The sequence below is a fragment of the Limnohabitans sp. genome (assembly GCF_040400975.1).
Taxonomy (GTDB): Bacteria; Pseudomonadota; Gammaproteobacteria; order Burkholderiales; family Burkholderiaceae_C; genus Limnohabitans_A.
The window spans coordinates 25,640-50,913 of record NZ_JBBAPF010000002.1 but is presented as its reverse complement, the minus strand read 5'-3'; the positions used below and the strand labels follow the sequence as shown (position 1 = coordinate 50,913).

Sequence of the window (25,274 nt, the reverse complement as noted above, 5' to 3'; positions counted from 1 at the left end):
GGCAAGATTGGCAAAGTAGGGAGTGTTGCCATTTTTCCCAAAAGCAATTGACAACAGGATTTCAAATGGCGCTACTCGATGAACAACTTGTTGAAGAATGGTTAAACAGACAGAACTTTTTCACGATGCGTGGAATCAAGTCAGGCAATGATGAAATCGATCTGCTGGCAATTCGACCAACACCCGAAGGAATCGACTACTGGCATGTTGAAGTTCAAATTAGTTATCGACCAATTGGCTACATTGGTGGCGACAAAAGCGCTCGAAGACGCGATCAAAACGAACTTCGGCTGGGTGTTGAGCAATGGGTGGCGAAGAAGTTCACAAGCCCCAAAAAAGTAAAACGGCGCAACGAAATCCTTCCAAATGCCAATTGGAAAAAGTTCCTTGTTCATGGCGTATTGAAAGACGATGCTGAACTAACGATCTTGTCGCAATGCGGTGTTGAACTCATTCCATACAAGAAAGTCCTTGAGGACTTGTGCTCTGACAAGATGGGGAAAAGCTCATCTGCCGCCAGCGGCATCATTGAAATGGTGAACTTCCTGAAGAGCTCGGAAGACATGAAGAATCGATCACGCACAGGGGCAATCACATGATGGATGGCCAATACGAGTCCGACCTTTTGCGAAGAGGCAAAGAGTTTGTCTACGAGCAATGGCGGAAGTTGCTATGTATTTTCATTGTCGGGTATGACATCAACACAAACCGATTTACACCCAAACAAGTGTCATCGGAACAGATCTTGAATTTTGCCGCTATGCGAATGAAGATTTGACCAAATGGGGTGAAAAGCAAATGTGACTCTTTGTCGCATTGCGTAGCATCACAAAAGAAAACAGCCTCCGATCGCAGGGATGTGTCTGCCGGTTACCCACGCCCAGAGGCTTTTTTCATGGGGAACTGGTTAGACTCTGACCTTGAACCACGTCCATCACCCCGCTCCTCCATCTCACCCATGATGTTTGACCGCACCATTCGACATTGCCGCCAATGTGGCGCTCTGGTTGCTCGTCGCCTGCCCGACGACGGGGACACCAAGCTGCGCGCCATTTGCACCGTCTGCCACACCGTTCATTACGAAAACCCCCTGAACGTGGTGGGCACGGTGCCGCATTGGGGCGAGCAGGTGCTGCTGTGCAAGCGCAACATCGAGCCACGCAAAGGAAAATGGACCTTGCCCGCAGGCTTCATGGAGTTGGGCGAATCCACCTCAGAGGGTGCAGCCCGCGAGACCACCGAAGAGGCGGGTGCGCAGTTCATCATGGAAGACTTGCTGACGGTGATGAGCGTGCCGCGTGTGGGCCAGGTGCACCTGTATTACCGGGCGCGCTTGACCAGTGATGTGTTCGATCCCGGCCACGAAACCATGGAAGCGCGGCTGTTCACAGAAGCAGAGATCCCTTGGGACGAATTGGCTTTTCGCACCGTCAAGGAAACGCTGGAGCACTACTTTGCCGACCGCCGTGCAGGCCAGTTTGGCACACACGCGTTCGACATTGCCTGAGCGCTGCGAAGATCAGATGTCAATCGCCGAAGCCGACCCGGCCTGCTTGCGCAGCTCAAACTTCTGAATCTTGCCCGTGCTGGTTTTGGGCAACTCCCCAAACACCACGGCACGCGGCACCTTGAAGCCAGCCAAATGCTGTTTGCAATGCGCCACGATCTGCTCGGCGGTGACTTGGACGTCGGCTTTCAACTCCACAAAAGCACACGGTGTCTCACCCCAACGCTCATCAGGCTTGGCCACCACAGCGGCGGCCAGCACAGCGGGGTGGCGGTACAGCACGTCTTCGACCTCAATCGATGAAATGTTCTCGCCGCCCGAGATGATGATGTCCTTGCTCCGGTCCTTGATCTTGAAATAACCATCGGGGTACTGCACCGCCAAATCGCCGCTGTGGAACCACCCGCCCGCAAAGGCCTCTTGTGTGGCCTTGGGGTTTTTCAGGTAACCCTTCATGGTGATGTTGCCCTTGAACATGATCTCGCCCATGGTTTCGCCATCTTGTGGCACGGGCTGCATGGTTTCAGGGTCCAGCACGCGCACATCGCGTTGCAGGTGGTAACGCACGCCCTGACGGGCATTCAGCCTGGCGCGATCGCCAATGTCTAACGCATCCCACTCGGGGTGTTTGGGGCACACCGTGGCCGGGCCGTAGACCTCGGTCAGGCCGTACACATGGGTCAGGTCAAAACCCATCTGCTCCATACCCTCGATCATCGAGGCCGGGGGCGCTGCGCCCGCCACCATGGCCTTGATACCCGCAGGCACCCCTGCCTTCATGGCCGTCGGGGCATTGACCAGCAGGCCGTGCACGATGGGTGCGCCGCAGTAATGCGTGACACCGTGATTGCGCATGGCGTCGAACATGGCCTGTGCGTCCACCTTGCGCATACACACGTTCACGCCCGCACGCGCTGCCACCGTCCACGGAAAGCACCAGCCGTTGCAATGGAACATGGGCAGCGTCCACATGTAGACCGCGTGCTTGGGCATGTCCCATTCCAGAATGTTCGAGATCGCGTTCGTCGCCGCCCCCCGGTGGTGGTAGACCACGCCCTTGGGGTTGCCCGTGGTGCCGCTGGTGTAGTTCAGGGCAATCGCGTCCCACTCGTTGGCGGGCAGGCTCCAGGCAAAGTGGGCGTCTCCGCTGGCCACAAAGGATTCATAAGTCATCGAACCCAGTTTTTCGGTCGGTCCGGTGTAAAGCGCGTCCTCCACGTCAATCACCAGCACAGGCCTTGAGGACTGGCGCAGCGCCAGCGCTTTTTTCATCACCCCCGCAAATTCTGGGTCTACGATCACCGCCTTGGCCTCGCCGTGGTCCAGCATGAAGGCCACCGTCTCCGGGTCCAGTCGGGTATTCAGGGCATTGAGCACCGCTCCGGCCATGGGAATGCCAAAGTGCGCCTCCACCATGGGCGGCGTGTTGGGCAGCATCACCGCCACTGTGTCGTTTTTGCCAATTCCCGCTTGCGCCAGCGCACTGGCAAGCTGGCGGGTGCGGCGGTAGGTGCTGGCCCAGTCCTGGCGCAAATCGCCGTGCACGATGGCCAGGCGATGGGGGTACACCTCGGCCGTGCGCTCGATGAAGCTCAGCGGCGAAATCGGCGCGTGGTTGGCAGGGGTTTGGGGCAAGTCTTGGTCAAAGATGCTGACTTTGGTTTCACTCATGGTGGCATTCCGTTTGGGCTTGAAGGCGTATGGTGCTGAGTTTGCCTGACCCCGAGCTGAAATCCATGCTGGTTTGCCCCGAAACAAGCCCAAGCTGGCCTTTCTTATCGGTGAAAATACCCCGATGGCCATCCCCCAGTCTTTCATCCAGGAGTTGCTGTCCCGCGTCGACGTGGTCGACATCGTGGGCAAGTACGTGCAGCTCAAGAAAGGCGGTGCCAATTTCATGGGCTTGTGCCCTTTTCACGGCGAGAAATCCCCCAGCTTCAGTGTCAGCCCCACCAAGCAGTTTTTTCATTGCTTTGGCTGCGGCAAGAATGGCAATGCCATCGGCTTTTTGATGGAACACGCGGGCATGACCTTCATCGAGGCGGTGAAGGACTTGGCCCAACAAACCGGCATGGTGGTGCCCGAAGAACAACAATCACCCGAAGACCGCGCCAAAGCGGCAGCCCAAAAAGCCAAGCAAGACAGCCTGAGCGATGTGCTGGAAAAAGCCGGAGACGCTTACCGCGAGCAGCTCAAAATCACGCCACGGGCGGTGGAGTATCTCAAGCGCCGGGGCCTGTCAGGCCAAATAGCCAAGCGCTTTGGCCTGGGCTATGCGCCCGAAGGCTGGCGCAGTCTGGCCAGCATCTTCCCCCAATACGACGACCCGCTCTTGGCCGAGTCGGGCCTGGTGATCGTCAACGAAGAAGACGACAAGCGCTACGACCGTTTTCGGGACCGGATCATGTTCCCGATCCGCAACATCAAAGGCGAATGCATCGGCTTTGGCGGGCGAGTGATCGGCAGCGGCACACCCAAATACCTGAACTCCCCAGAAACCCCGGTGTTCCACAAAGGCCGCGAGTTGTATGGCCTCTATGAAGCACGCGAAGCCCTGCACAGCGCAGGCTACGTGCTGGTGACCGAAGGCTATATGGACGTGGTGGCCCTGGCGCAGCTGGGCTTTGCCAACGCCGTGGCCACGCTGGGCACGGCCTGCACACCCGACCATGTGCAAAAGCTGTTCCGCTTCACCGACTCGGTGGTCTTCAGTTTTGACGGTGACGGCGCTGGCCGCCGCGCTGCCCGCAAGGCGCTTGATGGTGCCCTGCCCTACGCCACCGATGTGCGCAGCATCAAGTTTTTGTTTTTGCCGGCCGAGCACGACCCCGACAGCTATGTGCGCGAGTTTGGCCAAGAGGCTTTTGCCGAGCAGATCAAGCAGGCCATGCCGCTGTCGCGCTTTTTGATCGAAGCAGCCAGCGCCGACTGCGACCTGCAAACCGCTGAGGGCCGCGCCCGTTTGTCGAGTCAAGCGCGCCCGCTTTGGCAGCTGCTGCCCGACGGTGCACTCAAGCAGCAATTGCTGTCAGAGTTGGCCCAACTCATCCAACTGGAAACCGCGGGCCTTGAAAAACTCTGGGGTCAGCAAGCGGCCAGCGATCAGCGTTATGCGCCCGCAGCGCGTGGGCCGGGTGCTGGTGCAGCCCCAGCGCCCCAAATGGCCGCCAATGCCGCTTTCAGCCGTGCCGCCAATCCTTCTGGGAATAACGATCATCAATTTGAGCCCAGTTATGGCGCCCCGCCCGGCTGGACAATCGATAGCGGCTTTGCCCCAAGCCCACCCATATTTGAGAACACCTACAAAGCAGGAGCCAACAACTGGCCACGCAAAAATCCCAGCTGGACACCGGGCAGCAAGTTCGGCAACAGCAAGTACAAGCGTGATGCCGCACCCGTGTTCACGGGTCCGCGCACCGTGCCCGCCAGCCGGGCTGACCATGCAGCCCGCGTGCTGCTGGGCAACATGGCGCTGTGGGAGACCCTGAGCGGCGAAGACCATGCCATGCTGTGCGCACTGCCTGCACCGCACGGGCCTTTGTTTGCTTGGCTCGAATCGCAATTCCACGAACAGGGGGCCTTGGGTTGGTCTGCTTTGCGCGAGCACATGCTGGGCCAACCGTTTGCCGAAGATGCCCAACGGTGGGTGGCGCAAGACAAGATGAACGCGGTGGCTGGCAGTGAAGAAGCCACCCCACCCGATCTGCAAGAAGCCCGACAAGAGCTACGTCGCTTGCTGAACATGCTCATGGTGGACCACTTGCAACAGCTCAAAAACGAAGCCTTGGCCCAACACCAAAGTGGCCAAGACCCCGAGGCACTGGCCCGTTACAGCAGCCTCGACAAACGCTGGCGCGAACTCAAAGCCGCTGCGGCCGTGGTGTCACTGGATTGAGGCTCATTTGCCCACCAGCTGGTTGAATTTATCAGCTTCGAAAATTTCACGGGCTGCACCCACTCCGGGCACTGGCATCTGTTGTTGTGCACACAACTGCTCCAAAGCCTTCCAGATCAAAGAAATTTGCGCCTCTTGGCCGGCCGCGTTGTCGATCAGACCACGCAAAGCCTGACTGACCGGGTCGTCGTCTTGGGTGATGCCATAGGCACTGAACTTGCGATCGGTGCCCGACACATCCGCACTTTCGCCTTGTTTGGAAGGGATGATGCGGGCCGGAATACCCACCGCCGTGGCACCGGCAGGCACCGGTTTGATCACCACTGCATTGCTGCCGATCTTGGCTCCATCGCCCACCTCAAAGCCGCCCAGCACCTTGGCCCCGGCACTGACCACCACATCTTTGCCCAAGGTGGGGTGGCGTTTGGCACCTTTGTACAGCGAGGTGCCGCCCAAGGTCACGCCCTGGTAAATCGTGCAACCGTCGCCAATCTCGGCGGTTTCACCCACCACCACGCCCATGGCATGGTCAAAAAACACCCGTTCGCCGATCTTGGCACCCGGGTGTATTTCGATCCCCGTCAAGCCGCGCGAGACGTGTGAAATGAAACGACCCAGCCACTTGAAGCCATGGTTCCAGCACCAATGGGCCCGACGGTGCAGCACCAAGGCGTGCAGCCCGGGGTAGCAGGTCAGCACCTCCCAAGCGGTGCGGGCGGCCGGGTCCCGGTCAAGAATGCATTGGATGTCGGAGCGAAGGCGAGAAAACATAGGCCCTGAGTCTATCGCTTGACTTGTTTGTTTGCGTCCGTCGCTTGAATCATGGCTTTAGCTACCCCGCGCAAGATATGGATTTCCTCAGGGCTGAGGTCGGCGCGGTTGAACAGTTGATTAAGCCGCGGCATGAGCTTTTTGGGCGCAGCCGGGTCCAAAAAGCCAATGTCGGTCAACGCCTGCTCCCAATGCGTGAGCATGCCCGCCACTTGTTGCGCATCGGCCTTGTCTGCGGGCGGTACCGCGTCCTGTACCGGGAAGCCACCCAAAGCCACCCGCCAGTCGTAAGCGATGACCTGAATCGCCGAGCCCAGATTGAGCGAGCCAAATTGGGGATGCGTCGGGATCGACAGCGCCACATGGCAGCGGTAAACGTCTTCGTTCTTCATGCCAAAGCGCTCTGAACCGAACAAGAAGGCCACGCTCTGTTCGGGATCACCGGGCCGGGTCAGCTCGGCAAAGTGATCACGGGGCGAACGGGTCGGCGGCCCAAAGTCGCGCGGGGTCATGGCCGTGGCACACAAATGGGTCACACCCTCCAAGGCTTCCTCCAGCGTGTCCACTACGCGGGCCTTGGCCAGCACGTCGTTGGCCCCGCTGGCCCGCTGGATGGTTTCTTCCTTGCGCAGCACATTGGGCCAGCGCGGTTTGACCAAGACCAGATCGTCAAAACCCATGACTTTAAGAGCCCGGGCGGCAGCGCCCACATTGCCGGCATGGCTGGTTTCTATCAAGATGAATCGCGTTTGCATGCCCCGATTGTCCACGCTGGAGCTTGGCAAACCGTCAGCGCATCAGCGCTTCATGACGCCAAAACGACGGACACCCTGGCTTTTCATGAGAAAATGCCGGCTTCGCCGCCGCGATCGTGCGTAGGCCTGTTCAGTTCTTCACACAATTCATGTCGTCCAATCTCCACCCCATGCTCAATGTGGCCGTCAAGGCTGCACGCGCCGCTGGCGCCATCATCAACCGCGCAGCGCTCGACGTTGAAGCGGTTCGCATCTCCCAAAAGCAGGTCAACGACTTCGTCACCGAAGTTGACCATGCCAGCGAAAAAATCATCATCGAGACCTTGCTGACCGCCTACCCCGACCACGGCATCTTGGCCGAGGAATCGGGCACGGAGCATGGCAACTCGGCCTCAGACCACATCTGGATCATTGACCCTCTGGACGGCACGACCAACTTCATCCACGGCTTTCCTGTTTATTGCGTGAGCATTGCCCTGCAAGTGCGCGGCAAGATCGAGCAAGCTGTCATTTACGACCCCACCCGCAACGACCTGTTCACCGCCACCAAAGGCCGTGGTGCCTTCATGAACGACCGCCGCCTGCGCGTGAGCAAGCGCATCCGCCTGCCGGAATGCATCATTTCCACAGGCTTTCCCTTCCGCAAAGGCGACAACTTCAACCAGTACCTGCGCATGATGGGCGACGTGATGCAACGCACCGCTGGCCTGCGACGCCCAGGCTCTGCCGCACTCGATTTGGCCTACGTGGCAGCGGGTTTTACCGACGGTTTCTTTGAAACCGGTTTGTCCCCCTGGGACGTGGCCGCAGGTTCCTTGTTGGTGACCGAAGCCGGTGGCCTGATCGGCAACTTCACCGGCGAGTCCGACTTTCTGGAACAAAAAGAATGCCTGGCCGGTGCACCCCGCATTTACGGCCAGTTGGTCACCCTCTTGGGCAAGTACAGCAAGTTCGCCAGTGCGGGTGACAAGGCCAATGTCCGCACCGCCGTGGACGCCCTGAGCCGCGAGCGCACACCCGACACGCACAACCCAGAGACAGCGCCCACCGATCAAGGTACACAGGCCCAAGATGAGCGCAAGGGCGCGCCTTTTTAAGCCACCCACCTGAGCGCATCAATGCCCAAAAAAGCACCCCATGAGGGGTGCTTTTTTGAGCCATCATGGCGCAGAAAAAAGAGAACCATCGCCTTCGTCGAGTGTTGGGGGCAGGCGAACCGCCAAGACCTTGTCAATGGCACGGCCGTCCATGTCCACGATTTCCAGCTTCCAGCCTTCCCACACCACTGCGTCTGCCACCTTGGGCAAGGTACCGGTCAGCAGCATGATCATGCCGCTCAGGGTGTGGTAACGGCCACGCTCTTCTTCGGGCACCTGTTCCAGGCCTAAACGGTCTTTAAGTTCAGGAACTGGAATGTGGCCGTCGAGCAGCCAACTGCCATCGTCACGCTGCACCGCCCAAGATGTTTCGGGGTCACGCGGCTGGAACTCACCCGTGATTGCCTCGATCAAGTCCTGCAGCGTGATGATGCCCTGCACCTCACCGTACTCGTCAATCACAAAGGCCATGTGCACATCGGACAGTCTGAAGTTGTCCAGCAACTCCATGCCGGTGATGGTCTCGGGCACATACAAAGGCGCTTGCAAACCCTGCTCTTGCAAGGATTGCGGATGCGAAGGGTCTTTCAGGGCGCGGGCCAGCCACTGGCGGGCGTTGATCACGCCCAAGATGTTTTCAATGCCGCCTTGCACCACCGGAAAACGGGCGTGGTCCGAGTCTTCGATCAGGCGCAAGCTCTCTTCAAACGGGTCGTCCACATCGAGGCAAACAATGTCGGCACGCGGCACCATGAGCGATCCGATCTGGCGGTCGTCCAATCGGAACACATTGCGCACCATGGTGTGTTCGTGCGACTCGATCACGCCAGCCGAAGTACCCTCCACCAGCATGGCGTGGATTTCTTCTTCGGTCACGGGCGTGCCCTTGGTCTCCTTCACGCCCATCAGGCGCAACAAGGCGCGGGTCGATGCCGACAACAAAATCACAAACGGCTTGGTGGCCAGCGCCAGCAGATTGATGGGCCGAGCCACCAAGCGGGCAAAGGTTTCGGGATAAGACTGGCCAATGCGCTTGGGCACCAACTCGCCCGCCACGATCGAGAAATAAGTGATGGTCAAAACCACCAAGGCGGTGGCACCAAAACTGGCATAAGCCTGAGGAACACCCAAGCTCACCAGCCAATGCGACAAGGGCTCTGCCAATGCGGCTTCCCCCACGATACCGTTCAAAACACCGATCGAGGTGATGCCAATCTGAATGGTGGACAAAAATCGAGTCGGGTCTTCGCCCAATTTGACAGCTGCTGCGGCGCCGCTGTCGCCCTCATCAATCAACTTCTGGAGTCTTGCTTTTCTGGCGGTGACCAGCGCAATCTCAGACATGGCAAACAAGCCGTTCAGAAAGATGAGGGCAAAAAGTATCGCTATTTCCATACAAGGGGCTCGCTGGAGCCCTGAGAGTTTCGTTGCCGCGATTGTAAAGAAGCCCGCACCTCACTCCCACTAAAATCAAGCTTTGCTTTCCAAACCTACGCCCGAATCCGGTGACTTTTGCACAAGTCAGCCCCGTTCTTGATGCCCAACGACATGCCCCAAGCCCCCAGCCCCGCTGACTACGCTGGCCACACGCCCATGATGGCCCAGTACTTGGGCATCAAGGCGGCGTTTCCAGACACGCTGGTGTTCTACCGCATGGGCGACTTTTACGAGCTGTTCTTTGGCGACGCCGAAAAAGCCGCAGGCCTGCTCGACATCACCTTGACGCGCCGGGGCCAGTCGGCTGGGGAACCGGTGCTCATGGCGGGCGTACCATTTCATTCGGTCGAGACGTATTTGGCCCGGCTCATCAAGCTGGGTGAGTCGGTGGCCATTTGCGAGCAAGTGGGCGATGTGGCCACGTCCAAAGGCCCAGTCGAGCGCAAAGTGGTGCGCGTGGTCACCCCCGGCACGCTCACGGATACCGAGCTGCTGTCCGACAAAAGCGAAGCCATCTTGCTGGCCGTGCACCAAGCGGGCAAAAACCGCTGCGGCCTGGCGTGGCTGAGCGTGACCCAAGGCGTGGTGCACCTGGCCGAATGCGCACAGGACGAGCTGGCCGACTGGATCGACCGCATCGCGCCCAGCGAACTGCTGGCCAGCGCGGGCATGACGCCCACCTTTGAACAAAAATTGCGCGGCCTCAAAACCACGGGCCGGGGCGGCTGGTCTTTTGCGATGCGGCCGGATTTCCAGTTTGACGCGGGTCTGGGCCAGCGCAAGCTGCTGGAACAACTGCAAGCCGCGTCGCTGGCCGCCTGGAGCGCCGATGCGCTGGCTGACGCGCATGCCGCTGCCGCTGCCCTGCTCACCTATGCCGAACACACCCAGGGCCGCAGCCTGCCGCATGTACAGCGGGTGCAAGTGCAGCGCTCGGACGCGCTGATTGACCTGCCTGCCAGCACCCGCCGCAACCTGGAGCTGACGCAAACCCTGCGCGGTGAAAGCGCTTCGGATTCACCCACGCTGTTTGCCCTGCTCGACTCCTGCATGACCGGCATGGGCAGCCGTTTGCTCAAAAGCTGGCTGCTCAGCCCACCACGCGACCGCCAAGTCGCCCTGGACCGCCTCCAAGCCCAAGCCGTGTTGCGCGGCGACAGCGGCGCAGGCCCTTGGAGCAGCCTGCGCGAACAACTCAAAGGCGCCAGCGATGTGGAGCGCATCACCGCCCGCTCCGCGCTGCGCCAAGTGCGCCCGCGCGAACTGGTGGCCCTGCGTCATGCACTGGCGCGTGCGGCTGCGCTGTCGGTACAACTGCAAGCCCTGAACCCCGAGCCCGGCAGTTTGCTGACCGACATGGCCCGCTGTCTCACCCCCCCCACGCATTGCGCCGATCTGCTGCAAATGGCCTTGCTCGAAGAACCAGCCGCATTGGTGCGTGACGGCGGCGTGATCGCCGATGGCCTGGATGCCGAGCTGGACGAGCTGCGCGGCATACAGACCAATTGCGACGCGTTCTTGCTCGACCTCGAGACCCGAGAAAAAGCGCGCACCGGCATTGCCAACCTGCGCGTGCAGTTCAACAAAGTGCACGGCTTTTACATCGAGGTCACACAGGGTCAACTCGACAAAGTGCCCGACGACTACCGCCGTCGCCAGACTCTGAAAAACGCCGAGCGCTTCATCACACCCGAGCTCAAAACCTTTGAAGACAAAGCCTTGTCGGCCCAAGAACGCGCCTTGGCCCGCGAAAAGTGGCTGTACGAAGGCCTGCTCGACCAGCTGCAGCCCTTTGTGCCCGCGCTCACATCACTGGCACAAGCCATGGCTTCGCTCGACGTCTTGTGCGCCCTGACAGAACGTTCGCTCACCCTCAACTGGTGCGCCCCCGAATTCACCAAAGAGCCTTGCATCGAAATCCGCCAAGGCCGCCACCCGGTGGTCGAGGCGCGCCTGGCCCAGATGTCGGGCGCCAGCTTCATCGCCAACGACACGCTGATGGGCACCAAACAGAGATTGCAAATCATCACCGGCCCCAACATGGGCGGCAAATCGACTTACATGCGCCAAGTAGCGCTGATCGTGTTGCTGGCCAGCATCGGCAGCCATGTGCCCGCCAGCCGCTGCCGTCTGGGGCCCATCGACGCGATCCACACCCGCATCGGTGCGGCCGACGACCTGGCCAACGCCCAATCCACCTTCATGCTCGAGATGACCGAGGCCGCCCAAATCTTGCACAGCGCCACGCCACACAGCCTGGTTCTGATGGACGAAATCGGGCGCGGCACCTCCACCTTTGACGGCCTGGCTCTCGCCAGCGGCATCGCCACGCACCTGCACAACAAAACGCAAGCCTTTGCGCTGTTTGCCACGCACTACTTCGAACTGACCGAGTTCCCGGCCACGCACACCGCCGCCGTCAACATGCATGTGAGTGCTGCCGAGTCCGGCGCGTCGATTGTGTTTTTGCACGAACTGCAAGCCGGCCCGGCCAGCAAAAGTTATGGCGTGCAAGTGGCGCGACTGGCGGGCATGCCTGCGGCTGTGCTGAACCATGCTCGGCATGCGCTCAGCGCCCTGGAGGCCGGGGCCACCGAAAGCCGCCAACAAGTGGACCTGTTCGCCGCCCCGCCCGAGTCCGAAGCCACAGGCCCCAGCCCCATCGAAGTGGCTTTGGCCCAAATCAACCCCGACGCGCTCAGCCCCCGCGAAGCGCTCGACGCCCTCTATGCCCTGCAGCGCCTGCTGCCTAAAAGTTAAAGAGCCCCCACATGACCTATTGCGTTGCCGTCAAAACTCGCGCCGGACTGGTGTTCTTGTCCGACTCCCGCACCAACGCGGGCTTGGACCAGATCAGCACCTTCCGCAAAATGATCGTCTATGAAAAAGCGGGCGACCGTTTCATGACCTTGTTGTCGGCGGGCAACCTGAGCATCTCGCAGTCGGTGCGCGAAGTGCTGCAAATCGAAAAACTGGTTGAGCCCGGTCAGGACGAACCCCTGACCATCTGGAACGCCAAAAGCATGTTCGACGCCACCCGTGTGCTGGGCGCAGCTGTGCGCCGGGTCTACGAGCGCGATGCTGCTGCGCTGCGCGCCTCGGGTGTGGAGTTCAACGTGTCCATGATTTTTGGCGGCCAAATCGGCGGCGAAGGCATGCGCCTGTTCCAGGTGTATTCACCCGGCAACTTCATCGAGGCGACAGACGAGACGCCCTACTTCCAGATTGGCGAGTCCAAATACGGCAAACCTGTGTTGGACCGCGTCATCACCCCCAACACCCCGCTGGACGAAGCGGCCAAATGCGCGCTGGTGTCGATGGACTCGACCCTCAAGTCCAACCTGTCGGTAGGCCTGCCGCTGGACATGGTGGTCTACCAAGCGGGCAGCTTGCAAACCGACCGCATCATGTGCATCGATGAGCACAACCCCTATTTCAAAATGCTGCGCACGAGCTGGGGCGACAAGCTGCGCCAAATGTTCGACAGCATCGAAGACCCGATGTGGAACGGCGGTGCTACCGAGATTCCGCTCATGGTGGGGGCACAACGCAACGCCTTGCTCAAGAAAATCACCACCCCTGAAGAGAAGCTGATCTGATGGCCGCACGCATCATCTTCTCGCACGGCAACAGCTTTCCGGCCAGCACTTATCGCGTGATCTTTGACAGCCTGCGCCAGCGGGGCTTTCAGGTCGATGCCATCGAAAAATTTGGACATGACCCGCAATACCCGGTCACCAACAACTGGCCCCACTTGGTGCAGCAACTGGCCGACTTTGCCAAGGCGCTGCAAGGCGACGGAGAACCCGCATTCCTGGTCGGCCACTCGCTGGGCGGCATCTTGAGCCTGATGTGCGCCGCCCGCCACCCTGAGCTGGCGCGCGGTGTGCTCATGATCGATTCGCCCGTGCTGGGCGGCTGGCGGGCCACCACCCTGGGCTTGGCCAAACGCACCGCTTTGGTGGGCTCGGTGTCGCCAGGCCGCATCAGCCAAAAGCGCCGCCACCACTGGCCCGATGCCCAAGCCGCGATGGAAAGCTTTGCGCACAAAAGATCATTTGCCCGCTGGGACCCGCAAGTCCTGCAGGACTACATTGACCACGGCACACACGACGAGGGCGGCCAACGCGTCTTGAGTTTTGACCGCGACATTGAAACCGCCATTTACAACAGCTTGCCGCACAAACTCGACAGCTTGCTCAAGCGTCAACCGCTCAAATGTCCGGTGGCTTTTATAGGCGGCACCCACTCGGCCGAAATGCGCCAAGCCGGTGTGGATTTGACCCACAAAGTGGTGAAAGGCCGCATCATGATGATTGACGGCTCCCACCTGTTCCCCATGGAGAAACCGCTGGCCACGGCTGCTGCCATTGAGGCCAGTTTGCGCAATCTTGGCGTCTGAAATCCATAGGCTGCTCGCTTTTCTGAGCATGCCCAAAGGGCTGCTTGGCCGTGTCGGCCTCTGTGGCTTCCCCTGAACCTCAGTTGCCCGTGAATTGCGGTGCGCGTTTCTCCAAGAAATGCGCCACCCCCTCACGGAAGTCGTCACTCGCGAAACTGAGGGCCATCTCCACGTTGGCCTGGCGGTTGTTTTCTGCCAGCGTCTGAAACGGCGCGTCGTACTGCTGACGCTTGATCACCGCCATAGAGCGGGGCGACACCTTGTCCACCAAGTCACGCGCATAGGCATAGGTGGCCTCGGCCAAAGCGTCGGGCGCAAACACCTTGTTGACCAAACCCATGGCCTGCGCTTCAGGGGCCAACACTTTGCGGGCCGACAGCAGCAAGTCCATCGCGTTGGCGTGGCCCACGATGCGGGGCAGCATCCAGCTCAAGCCGTGCTCGGCAATCAAGCCCCGCCTTGAAAACGCGGTGGTGAACACCGCGTTGTCAGCCGCAAAACGAATATCGCAATACAAGGCATGCACCAGCCCAATCCCTGCGGTTGCGCCGTTCAGCATGCCAATCACCGGTTTGGGGATCGCCGGGTAATACCCATAGCGCGTCTGGTAGTCGAGCCGCTGGTTCACATCGAAAGGTTTTGTCCAGGTCGTCGCCGTGATGTCGCTCGGGTCCAGGTCCTTGAGCAAATCCATGTCGGCACCCGCGCAAAAGCCGCGCCCTGCACCCGTGAGCACGATGGCGCGCACACTCTCGTCTGCAGCGGCAGCGTCCATAGCCTGGCGCACCTCGCGCTCCATGACGTGCGTCCAGGCGTTGAGCTTATCCGGCCGGTTCAAGGTGATGGTCGCGATGCGGTGCTCGACGTTGTAGAGGATGTCTTGGTAACTCATGGCCAGGCCTTTCGAAAAAGCATTAAACAACTCACACCGTGCGCTTGCCACGGGCCAAAAACGCTTGGGTGGCGGGCTGGTCGAGCAGCTGCTGGCTCCAGCGCTTGAGCACCTTTTCCAGGCGCGGCGCGGCCACCCCCAGCTGCACCATGGCCACGCCGCCATTGACCGATTCGCTGTAATCGCAAATCAGCCCGTCACGCAGGGCAAAGCGGCTGATGCCGTCGATCACCACCTGCCGCCCCGCAAACTCGGGCACCTTCGAAGTGAAGCTCGAAAAAGACAGCGCATAGGCCAACTGCCCATTGCACACGGGCTCGAACATCTCCCAGCGGTAATCCGGCCCGGCATCGCGATGAAACAAGTCGTTCATCATGTGGGCAATGTCGGCGCGGCCCGTGTGGTCTCCGTAGATGTAGTCGTGGTAAATGCCATCTGGCGTGAAACACTGCGCAAAGGCCTCGCCATCGCCCGCTTCGGCGGCGGCCGAAAACCGCTTGAGTAATTCTTCAAACGCGGCTTGTTGCATGGTCTTGTCTCCTCTTTTTTTTAAATCAATCGGTCAAGGGCTCAGGCAATCGCTTGAGTGTGCGCACCTTGGAAGCGCTGATGATGATGGCCTGCAGCCCAAAGCCCAGCACCACACACCACAAGCTCACCGACACCGGAAAGCTCACCCCCACCACACCGCCCAGCGCCGCACCCAGCGGACGCGCCCCCGTGCTGGCCACGATGTTGATCGACGTGACCCGCCCGATCATGGCCCGAGGCGTGACGGTTTGGCGCAAGGTGGTCGAGGTGATGGTCCAAATGATCGGCCCCGCCCCAAAGAAAAAATAAGACAGCGCCGCCAACCAGCCATGCGGCCAAAACAAGGTCAGCGCCATCGTGACCGCCGCCAGCACAGAGAAATAAGGCCCCAACAAAATCGCCTGCCCAAACGGCAGCGCCCGCACTACACGCGGTGCCAGCAATGCGCCCACGATCATGCCCACGCCATACAAAGCCAGCGTCACGCCCACACCACTCGCATCCAGCCCCAGGTCGTGGATGGCATAGGGCACATAAGCCGCTTGCAGCATGAACCAAGAAATGTTCCAGGCAATCGAGCAAAACATCATGGACCTGAGCAAATCGCTCTGCCACACCCACTTGGCACCGTCTTGCAACTCCAGCAAAGGGTGACGTGCAGGGATGGCGGCGCGTTCAGGCTCGCAGATGCCACGCAGGCACAACACCGCTGCCACCGACAACATGCCCGACAGCACAAACGCCGCCGACGCTCCGGTCCAAGCGATCAAGGCCCCAGCCAATGCCGGGCCTGCCGCAAACGCCGCGCTGCGTGCCAACTCCAAGCGCCCATTGGCCTGCGCCAGACCCTCCACGGGCACCAGTGCGGGCACCAGCGAAGGCGCCGCCACACTGAAGGCCACCGTGCCCACCGCCGCGATGAAACCAATGATGGCCAAAGCCGCAATCGACACATTCCCCGTGACGATCAGCGCCAGCAACAACAACAATGCCAAGGCCCGCAGCATCTCGGCCAGCGCCATCAAGCGCGTGCGCGAAGTGCGGTCGGCCAGCACGCCCAGCGGCGTGGACAGCAGCAAAAACGGCAACGATTGGATGGAGGCCAGCAAACCAATTTCACCGGGCCCGGCCTTGAGCAAGAGCACCGCCACGATGGGCACAGCGGCCAGGCTCAGCTGCTCGGCCGACTGGGCTAGCAAATTGGACCAAGCCAGACGGCGAAAAGATGCGGATAGGTTGTCAGACATGCAGGGGTCTGTGAACAAACGCATCCCCACGATGCGTCAAACAAGGGGCTTCCATTCTGGGCGTGGCCCAAAGCCCAGCATGTCGCCTAGGTGCACCCGATCAAGCCGCCCAGCTCACCAACCCAAAGTAGCTGGTGCCCAGCACCACCAGACCGAACACGATCCGGTACCAGGCAAACACCTCGAAGCTGTTGGTCGAGATGAACTTGAGCAGCCAGCGCACACACACCCAAGCGCTCAAAAATGAGAACAGCAGACCCACTGCAAACATCGGCGCATCGGCCATGCTCAGCAGAGCTCGGTCTTTGTAAAGGCTGTAGGCCCCCGCGCCTATCAGCGTGGGAATAGCCAAGTAAAACGAGAAGTCGGTGGCCGCCTTGCGCGACATGCCCAGCAGCATGCCGCCAATGATGGTCGCGCCGCTGCGGCTGGTGCCCGGAATCATGGCCACGCATTGCACTAAACCCACCTTGAGCGCGTCTTGCCAACGCATGTCTTCCACTTGGCCAATGCGCACAGCGCGGGCCTGTCTGCGCTCGGCCCACAAAATGATGAAGCCACCCACGATGAAACTGGTGGCCACCACCTCGGGCGTGAACAGGTTCGCCTTGATGGCCTTGCCAAACAGCAAGCCCAGGATGACAGCAGGCACAAAGGCGATGAACACATTGAGGGCAAAGCGCTGGGCATCCGCGCTGTGCGGCAAAGCGCGCACCGTGCTGCTGATCTTTTGCCAATACACAATGATCACGGCCAGGATGGCCCCGGTCTGGATGGCGATGTCGAACACCTTGGCCTTGTCGTCGTCAAAGCCCATCAAAGCCCCGGCCAAAATCAAATGCCCGGTGGAAGAGATCGGCAAGAACTCGGTCAAACCCTCGACCACGCCCATCACGGCGGCTTTCAGCAACAACATCAGATCCACAAACGCTCCTCGAAATCAGGCTGAATTATCGCTGCTGGACAAGGTACCAAAATCAACGGTTCAATAACGCCTTACCAAGCTGTGTCACAGTGCGGTTCAAACAAAAATTCTCCCGTCCTCACGATGCAACTGACACACACCATCGCCGTGCACATGACCTTGGCCTTGAGCGCCACAGTCTTGGGGCCTTGGGCCCTTTGGGCCCGCATGGGCCGGATCACACGACCACGTCTTCACCGGGCCTTGGGTTACGCCTGGGTCACCTGCATGCTGGGCGCCGCACTCTCGGGTTTGTTCATCCGGGACTTCAATCTGCCCAATATCTGGGGCTACACCCCGATTCACCTGCTCATTCCTCTGACCTTGATCAGCCTGTACCGGGCGTTTCGCTATCTGGCTGATGGCAACATTGCAGGTCATCGGCAAACCATGCAGTGGCTTTATGGCATGGCGTGTGTGGTCACAGGTGCATTCACTTTATTGCCTGGACGTTTGTTGGGCCAATGGCTTTGGTCTGGCGCTGCGGGTTAAAGCATGCCCACACCCTCCATCCACAAAACCGCCCGCCTCGGCGCCTTGGCCATCGCAGCCGTGTGGCTGGCTGTGGCCGGGGTGCTGTATCTGGTGTTTGATCGCATGGAGCAAAAGCGCCACGCCAGCCTCAAACCCTATGCGCTCAGCTCGGGCGATCTGGTCATTCCGCGCCAGCGGGACGGGCATTTTCATGTGGAGGGTGAAGTCAACCGCCAGCCCGTGCGCTTTTTGGTGGACACCGGGGCCAGCCATGTGAGCGTGAGCCAGGCGCTGGCTACTCAGGCCGGGCTGCCTGCGGGCCAAAACATCACTTTGCACACTGCCAACGGCCAGCGCCCGGGCCAACTGGTACGCAGCGTGCCTGTGCGGGCAGGGCATCTGGTGCTCAACGATGCCAGCGTCACCGTGGGTCTGACGGGCATGCCGCAAGAACAAGCGCTGCTGGGCCAGGCCTTTTTGAAACACTTTGACGTGGAAATCAGGCGCGACGAGATGGTACTGCGTCAGCGGCGCTGAACCCTTTCGGACTCAAGGCCTCAGGCTGGGGCGCCATCAGTGCCGAACATCACCACGATGATCTCAACCACCACGCCTGTGGCCATCACCATGGTGGTGACGGTGCTTGCGCTCATGACCCCAATGGCGCTCGTGCCCATGCCCCCAGCCATGAACAGGCGCAGACACACGGGGCGAGTAGAGCACCCGAGGGGGTGGTGGGGTGTAAATCACCCGGGGCGGCGGGCCATAAATCACCGGGCCGGGCACCCCTATCTGGGTGTACACCGGGAAATGACCGATGCGCGAGTGCACCGACACAGACGGTTCAACCGCCAAGGGATGGGCACAACCCACCTGGGTCAGACCCAAGCCCAGCAAGCCGAGCAGCGCGATGGCTCTGGAAAATGACAGTTTGAACGAACTCATGACGATGATCCTTTGGTGACGTTGGCTTTTCTTGAAAGCAGGCTCTCTACATGCTTAGCGCGCCAGACTGGTCGTTGGTGCACCGCCAGCGCTTGACAGTCGTGTCCATTCGTAACAGACCCGGACAGCTCAGGCCTGCGCCAGCCCCTAAAATCAAGCGCTATGACCTCCCCCACCGACAAAGTCTCTGAAGCCGACCACAAGGTCAGCAACTTCCTGCGCCAGATCATCGAAAAAGACATCGAGCAAGGCACCTACGCCAGCCGCCGCTGGGCCGGCAGCCCGGGCGACGCCGCGCACCACGCCAAGGGCCAGCCCGACCCGGCCAAGATCCGCACCCGCTTTCCGCCCGAACCCAACGGCTACCTGCACGTGGGCCACGCCAAAAGCATCTGCATCAACTTTGGCCTCGCCCAAGAGTACGGCGGCGTGTGCCACCTGCGCTTTGACGACACCAACCCCGAAAAAGAAGACCAAGAGTACGTCAACAGCATCATCGACGCCGTGAAGTGGCTGGGCTTTGACTGGACCCAACTCGGCCAGGCCGCTGGCTCTGCCGCGCCCTACCAAGCCAGCGACTACTTCGACTTCATGTACCGCGCCGCCGAGGCCTTGATTGAAGCCGGCCACGCCTATGTGGACGAGCAAAGCGCGGAAGACATGCGCGCCAACCGGGGCGACTTCGGCAAGCCCGGTGTGGACAGCCCTTTCCGCACCCGCACCGTGGCAGAAAACCTGGCGCGCTTCCGCGAAATGCGCGACGGCAAGCTCGACGACGGCGCCGCCGTGCTGCGCGCCAAGATCGACATGGCTTCGCCCAACATCAATATGCGCGACCCGGCCATCTACCGCATCCGCCGCGCCACCCACCACCACACGGGCGACACCTGGTGCATCTACCCAATGTACACCTTTGCCCACCCCATCGAAGACGCGCTGGAGCAAATCACCCACAGCATCTGCACGCTGGAGTTTGAAGACCAGCGCCCGTTTTACGACTGGCTGATGGAGCGCCTGTGCGAATGCAAGCTGCTGGCCGCTCCCAGCCCCAAACAATACGAATTTGCTCGCCTGAATCTGACCTATGTGATCACCAGCAAACGCAAGTTGGCGCAACTGGTCAATGAAGGCAAAGTCAGCGGCTGGGACGACCCCCGCATGCCGACCATCGTGGGCCTGCGCCGCCGGGGCTACACGCCCGAGAGCCTGCGCCTGTTTGCCGACCGCATTGGCGTGACCAAGAGCGACAGCTGGATCGACTACAGCACGCTCGAAGGCTGCCTGCGCGAAGACCTGGAAACCAAAGCCCACCGCGGCATGGCCGTGCTCGACCCCGTCAAACTGGTGCTGAGCAACTGGGCCGAGGTGTTTGGTAGCGACGGCTACACCGAGGCCTGCACCCAACCCGCCCTGCCCCACAGCGCGGTGGCCGAAGGCCAAACGCCCCCAGCCGACCGTGTTTTCAAAATAGGCAAAGAGGTGTGGATCGAGCGCGAAGACTTTGAAGAAGTGCCACCCAAGGGCTACAAACGCTTGTTCCCCGGCAACGTGGTGCGCCTGAAGGGTGGCTACGTGATCGAATGCACGGGCTGCGCACGCGACACGGCGGACAACGTGCTTGAGGTGCACGCCAAAGTGATCCCCGGCACCAAGAGCGGCACCCGCGGCGCCGACAGCGTCAAAGCCAAAGCCGCCATCACCTGGGTGAGCGTGGCCGACGGCGTGAAGGCCGAGGTTCGCCTGTACGACCGCCTGTTTGCAGAAGCGCACCCCGATGCGGGCGGCAAAGACTTCTTGCAATCGCTCAACCCGGACAGCTTGAAGGTCGTGACGGCCTACGTGGAGCCGTCATTGGCCGGGGCGCAGCCGGACCAGAAGTTCCAGTTTGAGCGCTTTGGGTATTTTGTGGCGGATCGCTTGGATCATGTGGCGGGCGCCAAGCCGGTGTTTAACCGGGTGACGGGCTTGAAGGATTCTTGGGGAAAGTAAGTCCACGGTTTTTACCCATGCCAACACACATCACCACCCTAGAAGCCCTGCGCGAGCTGTACGGCCCTGCCCGTGAGCGTGCACTCAAAAAAGAAATCCCAGCGCTGGACACGCATGCCACGCGCTTCGTTGGCTTGTCGCCGTTTGTGGTGCTGGCCAGCAGCGATGCGGGTGGGCACATGGACGCTTCGCCGCGCGGGGGTGAGCCGGGCTTCGTCAAGGTGCCCGACGCGCACACCTTGCTGCTGCCGGATGCACCGGGCAACAACCGGCTGGACACGCTGGATAACATCATCGCCACCGGGCGGCTGGGCTTGTTGTTCATGGTGCCGGGCTTTGACGAGACCTTGCGCGTCAATGGCCGCGCCGTGTTGTCCACCGACCCGGCCGATCTGGCGTTGTGCGCCGATGCGCGGCGTGCGCCCGTTGTGGTCATTCGTGTGACGGTGGAGTCGGTGTATTTGCACTGCGCCAAGGCCTTCATGCGCTCGCAACTGTGGGACGCCTCTCGCCAAGTCGACCGCGCACAGATGCCCAACATGACCGAGATGCTGCGCGACCAGATCAAAGCCTTCAAAGGCGAAGAGATCGAAGCCGAAACCCACGCCCAGCTGATGGCGCGTTACCGGCAAACGCTCTAAGGCCCGCCCGGCGGCGGCACATCGTGCCCCAACATCCGCTGCCCCAGCCATGTCAAACCTGCCCCCACATCCATGCGGCGGCTTTGCTGCTGCGCCACGGGATGGGTCTGGCCTGCTTGCAGCGGTGGGCCAATGTCAAAAGAAAACACATAGGCGGGCTCTTGCCCCATGCGCAAGTCGGTGATCACCAAGCGCCCGTTGACATCAGCCACCTTGTAAAACCCGTCTGTGAACCTTGCCAGCCGCTGTAACTGGGGGTGGTCGGCGTTTTGCGCGGCCAAGGCGGCACCGCGCTCGTGGGCCACAAATCGCATGGCACGACCACCGTCCATCAGCGCGTAAAAACCTTCATGCAAGCGCTCGCCATCGATCACCACCACGCGCCAGACCAAGGTGCTCAAGGGAGCGGGTGTGACCAAGAGTTGCTGGCTGGGCAAGCCTTGCGCCTCAAGCGACTGGCGGGCGTGTTGCGTCACGCCCCATTGCACCAGCGCACTCCACGCCAAATAAACGGTGCTGAAAGCCAGCGCCCAGCCATTGATGGCCAATGCCCGCCCCACTGTTTTGACGCGCAGGGCCGCGATCACCCCCGCCAGCAAGGGCAGTGAATACACCGGGTCAATGATGAACATGCTGCCCAGCCCATAGGCCTCGTCGGTGAAAGGCTGGAACACTTGCGTGCCGTAAATCGTCATCAAGTCCAGCAAGGGGTGCGTGACCAACGCCAGCCACAGCGCCCACCACCAACGGCCATACAAACGGGCTTGGTTGTGGATGCGGCTCACCACCCAGGCCATGGGGAACGCAAAGAGCGTGAGCAAAAGCAAGGCATGGCTTTCCGCGCGGTGGCGGATCATGTTCAAGATCGGGTCGCCGTGGTCCAGCAGCACATCCAGATCGGGCAGCAAACCCGCCACACCGCCCCAAAGCGCCGACTTCCACAGCGCCGTGCGCCGCCCCATGACGGCCACGCCGATCGAGGCGCCCAAAAGAACTTGTGTGACGGAATCCATGGATATTTTTGGAAATTTGACGCAGGTCAACACGATAGCGGTTTTGACAAGGCCTGCAGCCCAGCAGGTCGATGCGCGCCAGCATCGCCAAAAGGTTGATGCACATCAGACACATAGGCGCAGGGGAGGCCTACAAGGGAAGGTTCCACACCATAGGAGACAAAAATGAAACAAGATATCCATGTCAACGCCGCCCCCTTGTTGGGCCCCGTGCCCAGCACTTTGCTGATCTCGCTGGTGGCCCGTGCGCGGGGGTCTTCCCTTTACCCGTGGCTGGACCCTGGCGACACGCAGGCCCAGCAGATGCTGCAAAACATGGGGAGCCAAGCCTTGGCCGTTTTACAAGACCACCCTTCGGTGCTGAACGTGTTGTGGCGAACCCAGCTGATCAAACAAATTGGTGCCGCATTTTTTACCCACTACCCACAAGCGCATGGCGTCAACCTGGGGGCCGGCCTGTCGGATTATTTTCAGTGGCTCAACAACGGCCAAAACCACTGGCTGGATGTGGACCTGGAGGATGTGGTGATCCTGCGCCATGCGCTGCTGCCATGGCATTCCGAGGCGGCCCACGATGGCAGCGTGGACCTGACCCAGCCCGGCTGGTGGCAGCAATTGCCGTTGAACGATGACGACAAACACAAGCCCTTGCTGCTGGTGTGCGAGGGAGTGCTGATGTACCTGACCCCCACACAAGTCAAGGCTGTGATTCGCGAGATTGGTGACAACGCACCCGAAGGCTCCGAGCTGGTCTGCGACTTCATGACCCCGCTGGGCATCGGGCATGCCGACCTGGCCCCCAGCGTGGCGAGCACAGGGGCCGAGTTTTTGTGGGGTGCGCACAATGCCCTGGAAGTGGCCCGCTTGCACCCCCGGCTGGAGCTGCTGTCGCAGCACACAGTGGCCGAAGCCTATGGCTGGGCGTCTTGCTGGACAGAAATGTGCATGACCCCGTGGACAGGTGGCCCCATGTATGGCGTGGCCCACCTGCAACTGAGCGAGCCCTGAACGGCGATGCCCCCAATGCACGAACGCCCTCGGCTTGGCGGGATAATGCGCGCTGTTTGATTGTTTGTTTCTTTTAGATCTCCAGCCATGTCTTCAACCGCCGCCCTTTCTGCCGCTCCCGTTAACCTGCCTGCCGCAATGGTCTGGACCGATTCGCTCAACACGGGCGACGCTCGCATGGACGACACGCACCACGAGTTCATGGCCATGGTCAACCAGATTCTGGCCACGCCCGAAGAAGAGCAACTGCCCGTCTACCAAGCGTTTTTGAAGCACACCGTGGAGCACTTTGCCCAAGAAGAGCGCTGGATGCTGGCCACTGGTTTCTCGGCCGATAACTGCCACGCCGAACACCACGCCACGATCTCGGAGACCATGCGCGTGGTCGAAGCCCATTACCTGGACACCGACAAACAAATCATCACCCGCATGGCCGAAGCCTTGATCGAATGGTTTCCTGGCCACGCCGCCAGCATGGATGCAGGCTTGGCCGCGCACCTCAAGTCAGTGGGTTTTGACAGCGTGACCGAAACCCTGGCCGACCCCTCAGCCATCAAAAATGTGACCATGTCGGGCTGCGGCAGCGTCAGCTGCAGTTAAAGCGCCTCTACAAACACGAACACCCCACAACAGACCTGAGCACCTGAAATGGAGCTTGGCTGATGTGGCTACAGCCACATCAGCCAAGCGTTTGAAAATGACGATGACCCTCAGTCGATTTTGATGTTGGCCGCTTTGATGACTTGGGCCCATTTGTCGATTTCAGCCCTCTGAAAGCTCAGCACCTGCTCAGGCGTCATGACCGATGGCTGCATGCCTAAGCCCTTGATGCGTTCTTGCATCTCGGCAGATTGAATGATCTTGAGGATCTCGGCGTGCAACCTGTCCACAATGGCTTTGGGCGTACCCGCTGGCGCAAACAAAGCTTGCCAGGACACCACTTCAAAGCCTTGCGTACCGGGCCAACCCGATTCGGCCACGGTGGGCACATCGGTGATGGTGTCCGTCAGGCGTCTTGATGAAGTCACTGCCAGAGCCCGCAACTTGCCACTTTGAATGTGGGCCCCGGCCACCACCGTGGTGTCGAACATGAAGTCAACTTGTCCGGCCATCACATCCTGGATCGCGGGTGCACTGCCTTTGTAGGGGACATGGGTGAACTTCACATCGCCTCTGAACGCCAACAACTCTTGCGCCAAATGCTGCGAGGTGCCGTTGCCCGCCGATGCACCCGTCAGCTTGCCCGGATTGGCCTTGGCCGCTGTCATCAAATCACGCAGCGTTTTGTAGGGGCTGTTGGCGGGCACCACCAACACCACAGGGTTGGTGCCATACAGATAAACCGGCGTGAAAGACTTGATCGGGTCGTAGCCCAGTTTGGGGTACAGGCTCACATTGATCGCGTGCGAGCTGATGGTGCCGCCCAACAAATGGTGGCCATCTGCGGGGGCGCGGGCCGCCACTTCCGAACCCACACTGCCGCCTGCGCCGCCTCTGTTTTCAATCACCAAGGTGGTGCCCAGCGCAGGACCCAATTTTTGCGAAACCAGTCGCGCCAAGATGTCGGTCGTCCCACCCGCGGGGAAAGCCACCAAGTAATTGATCGGTTTGGACGGCCAAGGCGCTGCTTGGCTGAAGGCTGTTGGGGCCATCAGGCCAGCGGCACAAGCCACAGAGGTTTGCAAAAAATGTCGACGTTGGGTCAT

At 60.5% G+C, this 25,274-nt stretch carries 24 protein-coding genes; 13 read left to right on the top strand and 11 right to left on the bottom strand.

Annotated features, from left to right (window positions below):
• The first annotated feature begins 65 nt into the window (after nucleotides 1-65).
• Both ABWQ00_RS02170 and ABWQ00_RS02165 read left to right on the top strand, forming a co-directional pair.
• Nucleotides 66-599 (top strand): hypothetical protein, encoded by a 534-nt coding sequence (locus tag ABWQ00_RS02170; protein WP_353237024.1) that lies wholly within the window; start codon nucleotides 66-68, stop codon nucleotides 597-599.
• Between the two features lie 359 nt (nucleotides 600-958).
• A complete protein-coding gene (locus tag ABWQ00_RS02165) occupies nucleotides 959-1,507 on the top strand; it encodes an NUDIX hydrolase (protein ID WP_019425406.1) in 549 nt (182 codons plus the stop codon).
• Nucleotides 1,508-1,519: 12 nt separating this feature from the next.
• On the opposite strand, the gene ABWQ00_RS02160 is transcribed toward ABWQ00_RS02165, so the two are convergent.
• A complete protein-coding gene (locus tag ABWQ00_RS02160; protein ID WP_353237023.1) occupies nucleotides 1,520-3,178 on the bottom strand; it encodes an acyl-CoA synthetase in 1,659 nt (552 codons plus the stop codon).
• 124 nt (nucleotides 3,179-3,302) lie between these two features.
• On the opposite strand from ABWQ00_RS02160, the gene dnaG reads away from it, so the two are divergent.
• A complete protein-coding gene (gene dnaG, locus ABWQ00_RS02155; RefSeq protein WP_353237022.1) occupies nucleotides 3,303-5,402 on the top strand; it encodes a DNA primase in 2,100 nt (699 codons plus the stop codon).
• Between the two features lie 3 nt (nucleotides 5,403-5,405).
• On the opposite strand, the gene cysE is transcribed toward dnaG, so the two are convergent.
• The gene (gene cysE, locus ABWQ00_RS02150) at nucleotides 5,406-6,173 is read right to left on the bottom strand and encodes a serine O-acetyltransferase (RefSeq protein WP_353237021.1); all 768 of its coding nucleotides are present in this window, start codon (nucleotides 6,171-6,173) and stop codon (nucleotides 5,406-5,408) included.
• An 11-nt stretch (nucleotides 6,174-6,184) separates the two neighbouring features.
• Nucleotides 6,185-6,928 carry an RNA methyltransferase gene (locus tag ABWQ00_RS02145; RefSeq protein WP_353237020.1) on the bottom strand — a complete coding sequence of 248 codons (744 nt, stop codon included), beginning with the start codon at nucleotides 6,926-6,928 and terminating at the stop codon, nucleotides 6,185-6,187.
• A 149-nt stretch (nucleotides 6,929-7,077) separates the two neighbouring features.
• On the opposite strand from ABWQ00_RS02145, the gene ABWQ00_RS02140 reads away from it, so the two are divergent.
• The gene (locus ABWQ00_RS02140; protein WP_353237019.1) at nucleotides 7,078-8,025 is read left to right on the top strand and encodes an inositol monophosphatase family protein; all 948 of its coding nucleotides are present in this window, start codon (nucleotides 7,078-7,080) and stop codon (nucleotides 8,023-8,025) included.
• Nucleotides 8,026-8,088: 63 nt separating this feature from the next.
• Here ABWQ00_RS02140 and ABWQ00_RS02135 read toward each other — a convergent pair whose 3' ends face one another.
• Nucleotides 8,089-9,420, bottom strand: a complete 1,332-nt coding sequence (locus tag ABWQ00_RS02135; RefSeq protein WP_353237018.1) for a hemolysin family protein — start codon at nucleotides 9,418-9,420, stop codon at nucleotides 8,089-8,091.
• 153 nt (nucleotides 9,421-9,573) lie between these two features.
• Here ABWQ00_RS02135 and mutS point away from each other — a divergent pair, with 153 nt between their 5' ends.
• Genes mutS through ABWQ00_RS02120 form a run of 3 tightly spaced genes read left to right on the top strand, consistent with a single transcriptional unit; the run spans nucleotide 9,574 to nucleotide 13,864 of the window.
• On the top strand, nucleotides 9,574-12,222 hold the full coding sequence (gene mutS / locus ABWQ00_RS02130) for a DNA mismatch repair protein MutS (RefSeq protein ID WP_502908057.1): 2,649 nt from the start codon (nucleotides 9,574-9,576) through the stop codon (nucleotides 12,220-12,222).
• Between the two features lie 11 nt (nucleotides 12,223-12,233).
• Nucleotides 12,234-13,061 (top strand): proteasome-type protease, encoded by an 828-nt coding sequence (locus ABWQ00_RS02125; protein ID WP_353237017.1) that lies wholly within the window; start codon nucleotides 12,234-12,236, stop codon nucleotides 13,059-13,061.
• Nucleotides 13,061-13,864, top strand: coding sequence for an alpha/beta fold hydrolase (locus tag ABWQ00_RS02120; RefSeq protein ID WP_353237016.1), 804 nt, complete (start codon nucleotides 13,061-13,063; stop codon nucleotides 13,862-13,864). The genes ABWQ00_RS02125 and ABWQ00_RS02120 overlap by 1 nt, the downstream gene beginning before the upstream one ends.
• 79 nt (nucleotides 13,865-13,943) lie before the next feature.
• Here the strand turns inward: ABWQ00_RS02120 and ABWQ00_RS02115 are convergent, their stop codons facing one another.
• From ABWQ00_RS02115 to ABWQ00_RS02100, 4 genes are all read right to left on the bottom strand, one after another.
• Nucleotides 13,944-14,756 carry an enoyl-CoA hydratase gene (locus tag ABWQ00_RS02115; protein ID WP_353237015.1) on the bottom strand — a complete coding sequence of 271 codons (813 nt, stop codon included), beginning with the start codon at nucleotides 14,754-14,756 and terminating at the stop codon, nucleotides 13,944-13,946.
• A 31-nt stretch (nucleotides 14,757-14,787) separates the two neighbouring features.
• Nucleotides 14,788-15,285 carry a nuclear transport factor 2 family protein gene (locus tag ABWQ00_RS02110; protein WP_353237014.1) on the bottom strand — a complete coding sequence of 166 codons (498 nt, stop codon included), beginning with the start codon at nucleotides 15,283-15,285 and terminating at the stop codon, nucleotides 14,788-14,790.
• 25 nt (nucleotides 15,286-15,310) lie between these two features.
• Nucleotides 15,311-16,534, bottom strand: a complete 1,224-nt coding sequence (locus ABWQ00_RS02105) for an MFS transporter (protein ID WP_353237013.1) — start codon at nucleotides 16,532-16,534, stop codon at nucleotides 15,311-15,313.
• A gap of 100 nt (nucleotides 16,535-16,634) precedes the next feature.
• Nucleotides 16,635-17,459, bottom strand: a complete 825-nt coding sequence (locus ABWQ00_RS02100; RefSeq protein WP_353237012.1) for an undecaprenyl-diphosphate phosphatase — start codon at nucleotides 17,457-17,459, stop codon at nucleotides 16,635-16,637.
• A gap of 123 nt (nucleotides 17,460-17,582) precedes the next feature.
• Between ABWQ00_RS02100 and ABWQ00_RS02095 the strand changes: the two genes are divergently transcribed.
• The gene (locus tag ABWQ00_RS02095) at nucleotides 17,583-17,990 is read left to right on the top strand and encodes a DUF2306 domain-containing protein (RefSeq protein WP_353237011.1); all 408 of its coding nucleotides are present in this window, start codon (nucleotides 17,583-17,585) and stop codon (nucleotides 17,988-17,990) included.
• 3 nt (nucleotides 17,991-17,993) lie between these two features.
• Nucleotides 17,994-18,509, top strand: coding sequence for a retropepsin-like aspartic protease family protein (locus ABWQ00_RS02090; RefSeq protein WP_353237010.1), 516 nt, complete (start codon nucleotides 17,994-17,996; stop codon nucleotides 18,507-18,509).
• A 63-nt stretch (nucleotides 18,510-18,572) separates the two neighbouring features.
• On the opposite strand, the gene ABWQ00_RS02085 is transcribed toward ABWQ00_RS02090, so the two are convergent.
• Entirely contained in the window at nucleotides 18,573-18,917 is a 345-nt protein-coding gene (locus ABWQ00_RS02085) for a hypothetical protein (protein ID WP_353237009.1), read from the bottom strand.
• A gap of 162 nt (nucleotides 18,918-19,079) precedes the next feature.
• On the opposite strand from ABWQ00_RS02085, the gene ABWQ00_RS02080 reads away from it, so the two are divergent.
• Nucleotides 19,080-20,906 carry a glutamine--tRNA ligase/YqeY domain fusion protein gene (locus ABWQ00_RS02080; RefSeq protein ID WP_353237008.1) on the top strand — a complete coding sequence of 609 codons (1,827 nt, stop codon included), beginning with the start codon at nucleotides 19,080-19,082 and terminating at the stop codon, nucleotides 20,904-20,906.
• A 17-nt stretch (nucleotides 20,907-20,923) separates the two neighbouring features.
• The gene (locus ABWQ00_RS02075; protein ID WP_353237007.1) at nucleotides 20,924-21,547 is read left to right on the top strand and encodes a pyridoxamine 5'-phosphate oxidase family protein; all 624 of its coding nucleotides are present in this window, start codon (nucleotides 20,924-20,926) and stop codon (nucleotides 21,545-21,547) included.
• Here ABWQ00_RS02075 and ABWQ00_RS02070 read toward each other — a convergent pair.
• Nucleotides 21,544-22,560: a metal-dependent hydrolase gene (locus tag ABWQ00_RS02070; protein ID WP_353237006.1), complete on the bottom strand. Its 1,017-nt coding sequence runs from the start codon at nucleotides 22,558-22,560 to the stop codon at nucleotides 21,544-21,546. The two genes, ABWQ00_RS02075 and ABWQ00_RS02070, sit on opposite strands and share 4 nt — an antisense overlap.
• Nucleotides 22,561-22,725: 165 nt before the next feature.
• Here ABWQ00_RS02070 and ABWQ00_RS02065 point away from each other — a divergent pair, with 165 nt between their 5' ends.
• Together ABWQ00_RS02065 and ABWQ00_RS02060 are read left to right on the top strand one after the other, a co-directional pair.
• On the top strand, nucleotides 22,726-23,568 hold the full coding sequence (locus ABWQ00_RS02065; protein WP_353237005.1) for a class I SAM-dependent methyltransferase: 843 nt from the start codon (nucleotides 22,726-22,728) through the stop codon (nucleotides 23,566-23,568).
• A gap of 87 nt (nucleotides 23,569-23,655) precedes the next feature.
• Complete coding sequence (locus tag ABWQ00_RS02060) at nucleotides 23,656-24,168, top strand: bacteriohemerythrin (protein ID WP_353237004.1); 513 nt, start codon at nucleotides 23,656-23,658, stop codon at nucleotides 24,166-24,168.
• Nucleotides 24,169-24,278: 110 nt separating this feature from the next.
• Here the strand turns inward: ABWQ00_RS02060 and ABWQ00_RS02055 are convergent, their stop codons facing one another.
• Nucleotides 24,279-25,274: a Bug family tripartite tricarboxylate transporter substrate binding protein gene (locus ABWQ00_RS02055; RefSeq protein ID WP_353237003.1), complete on the bottom strand. Its 996-nt coding sequence runs from the start codon at nucleotides 25,272-25,274 to the stop codon at nucleotides 24,279-24,281.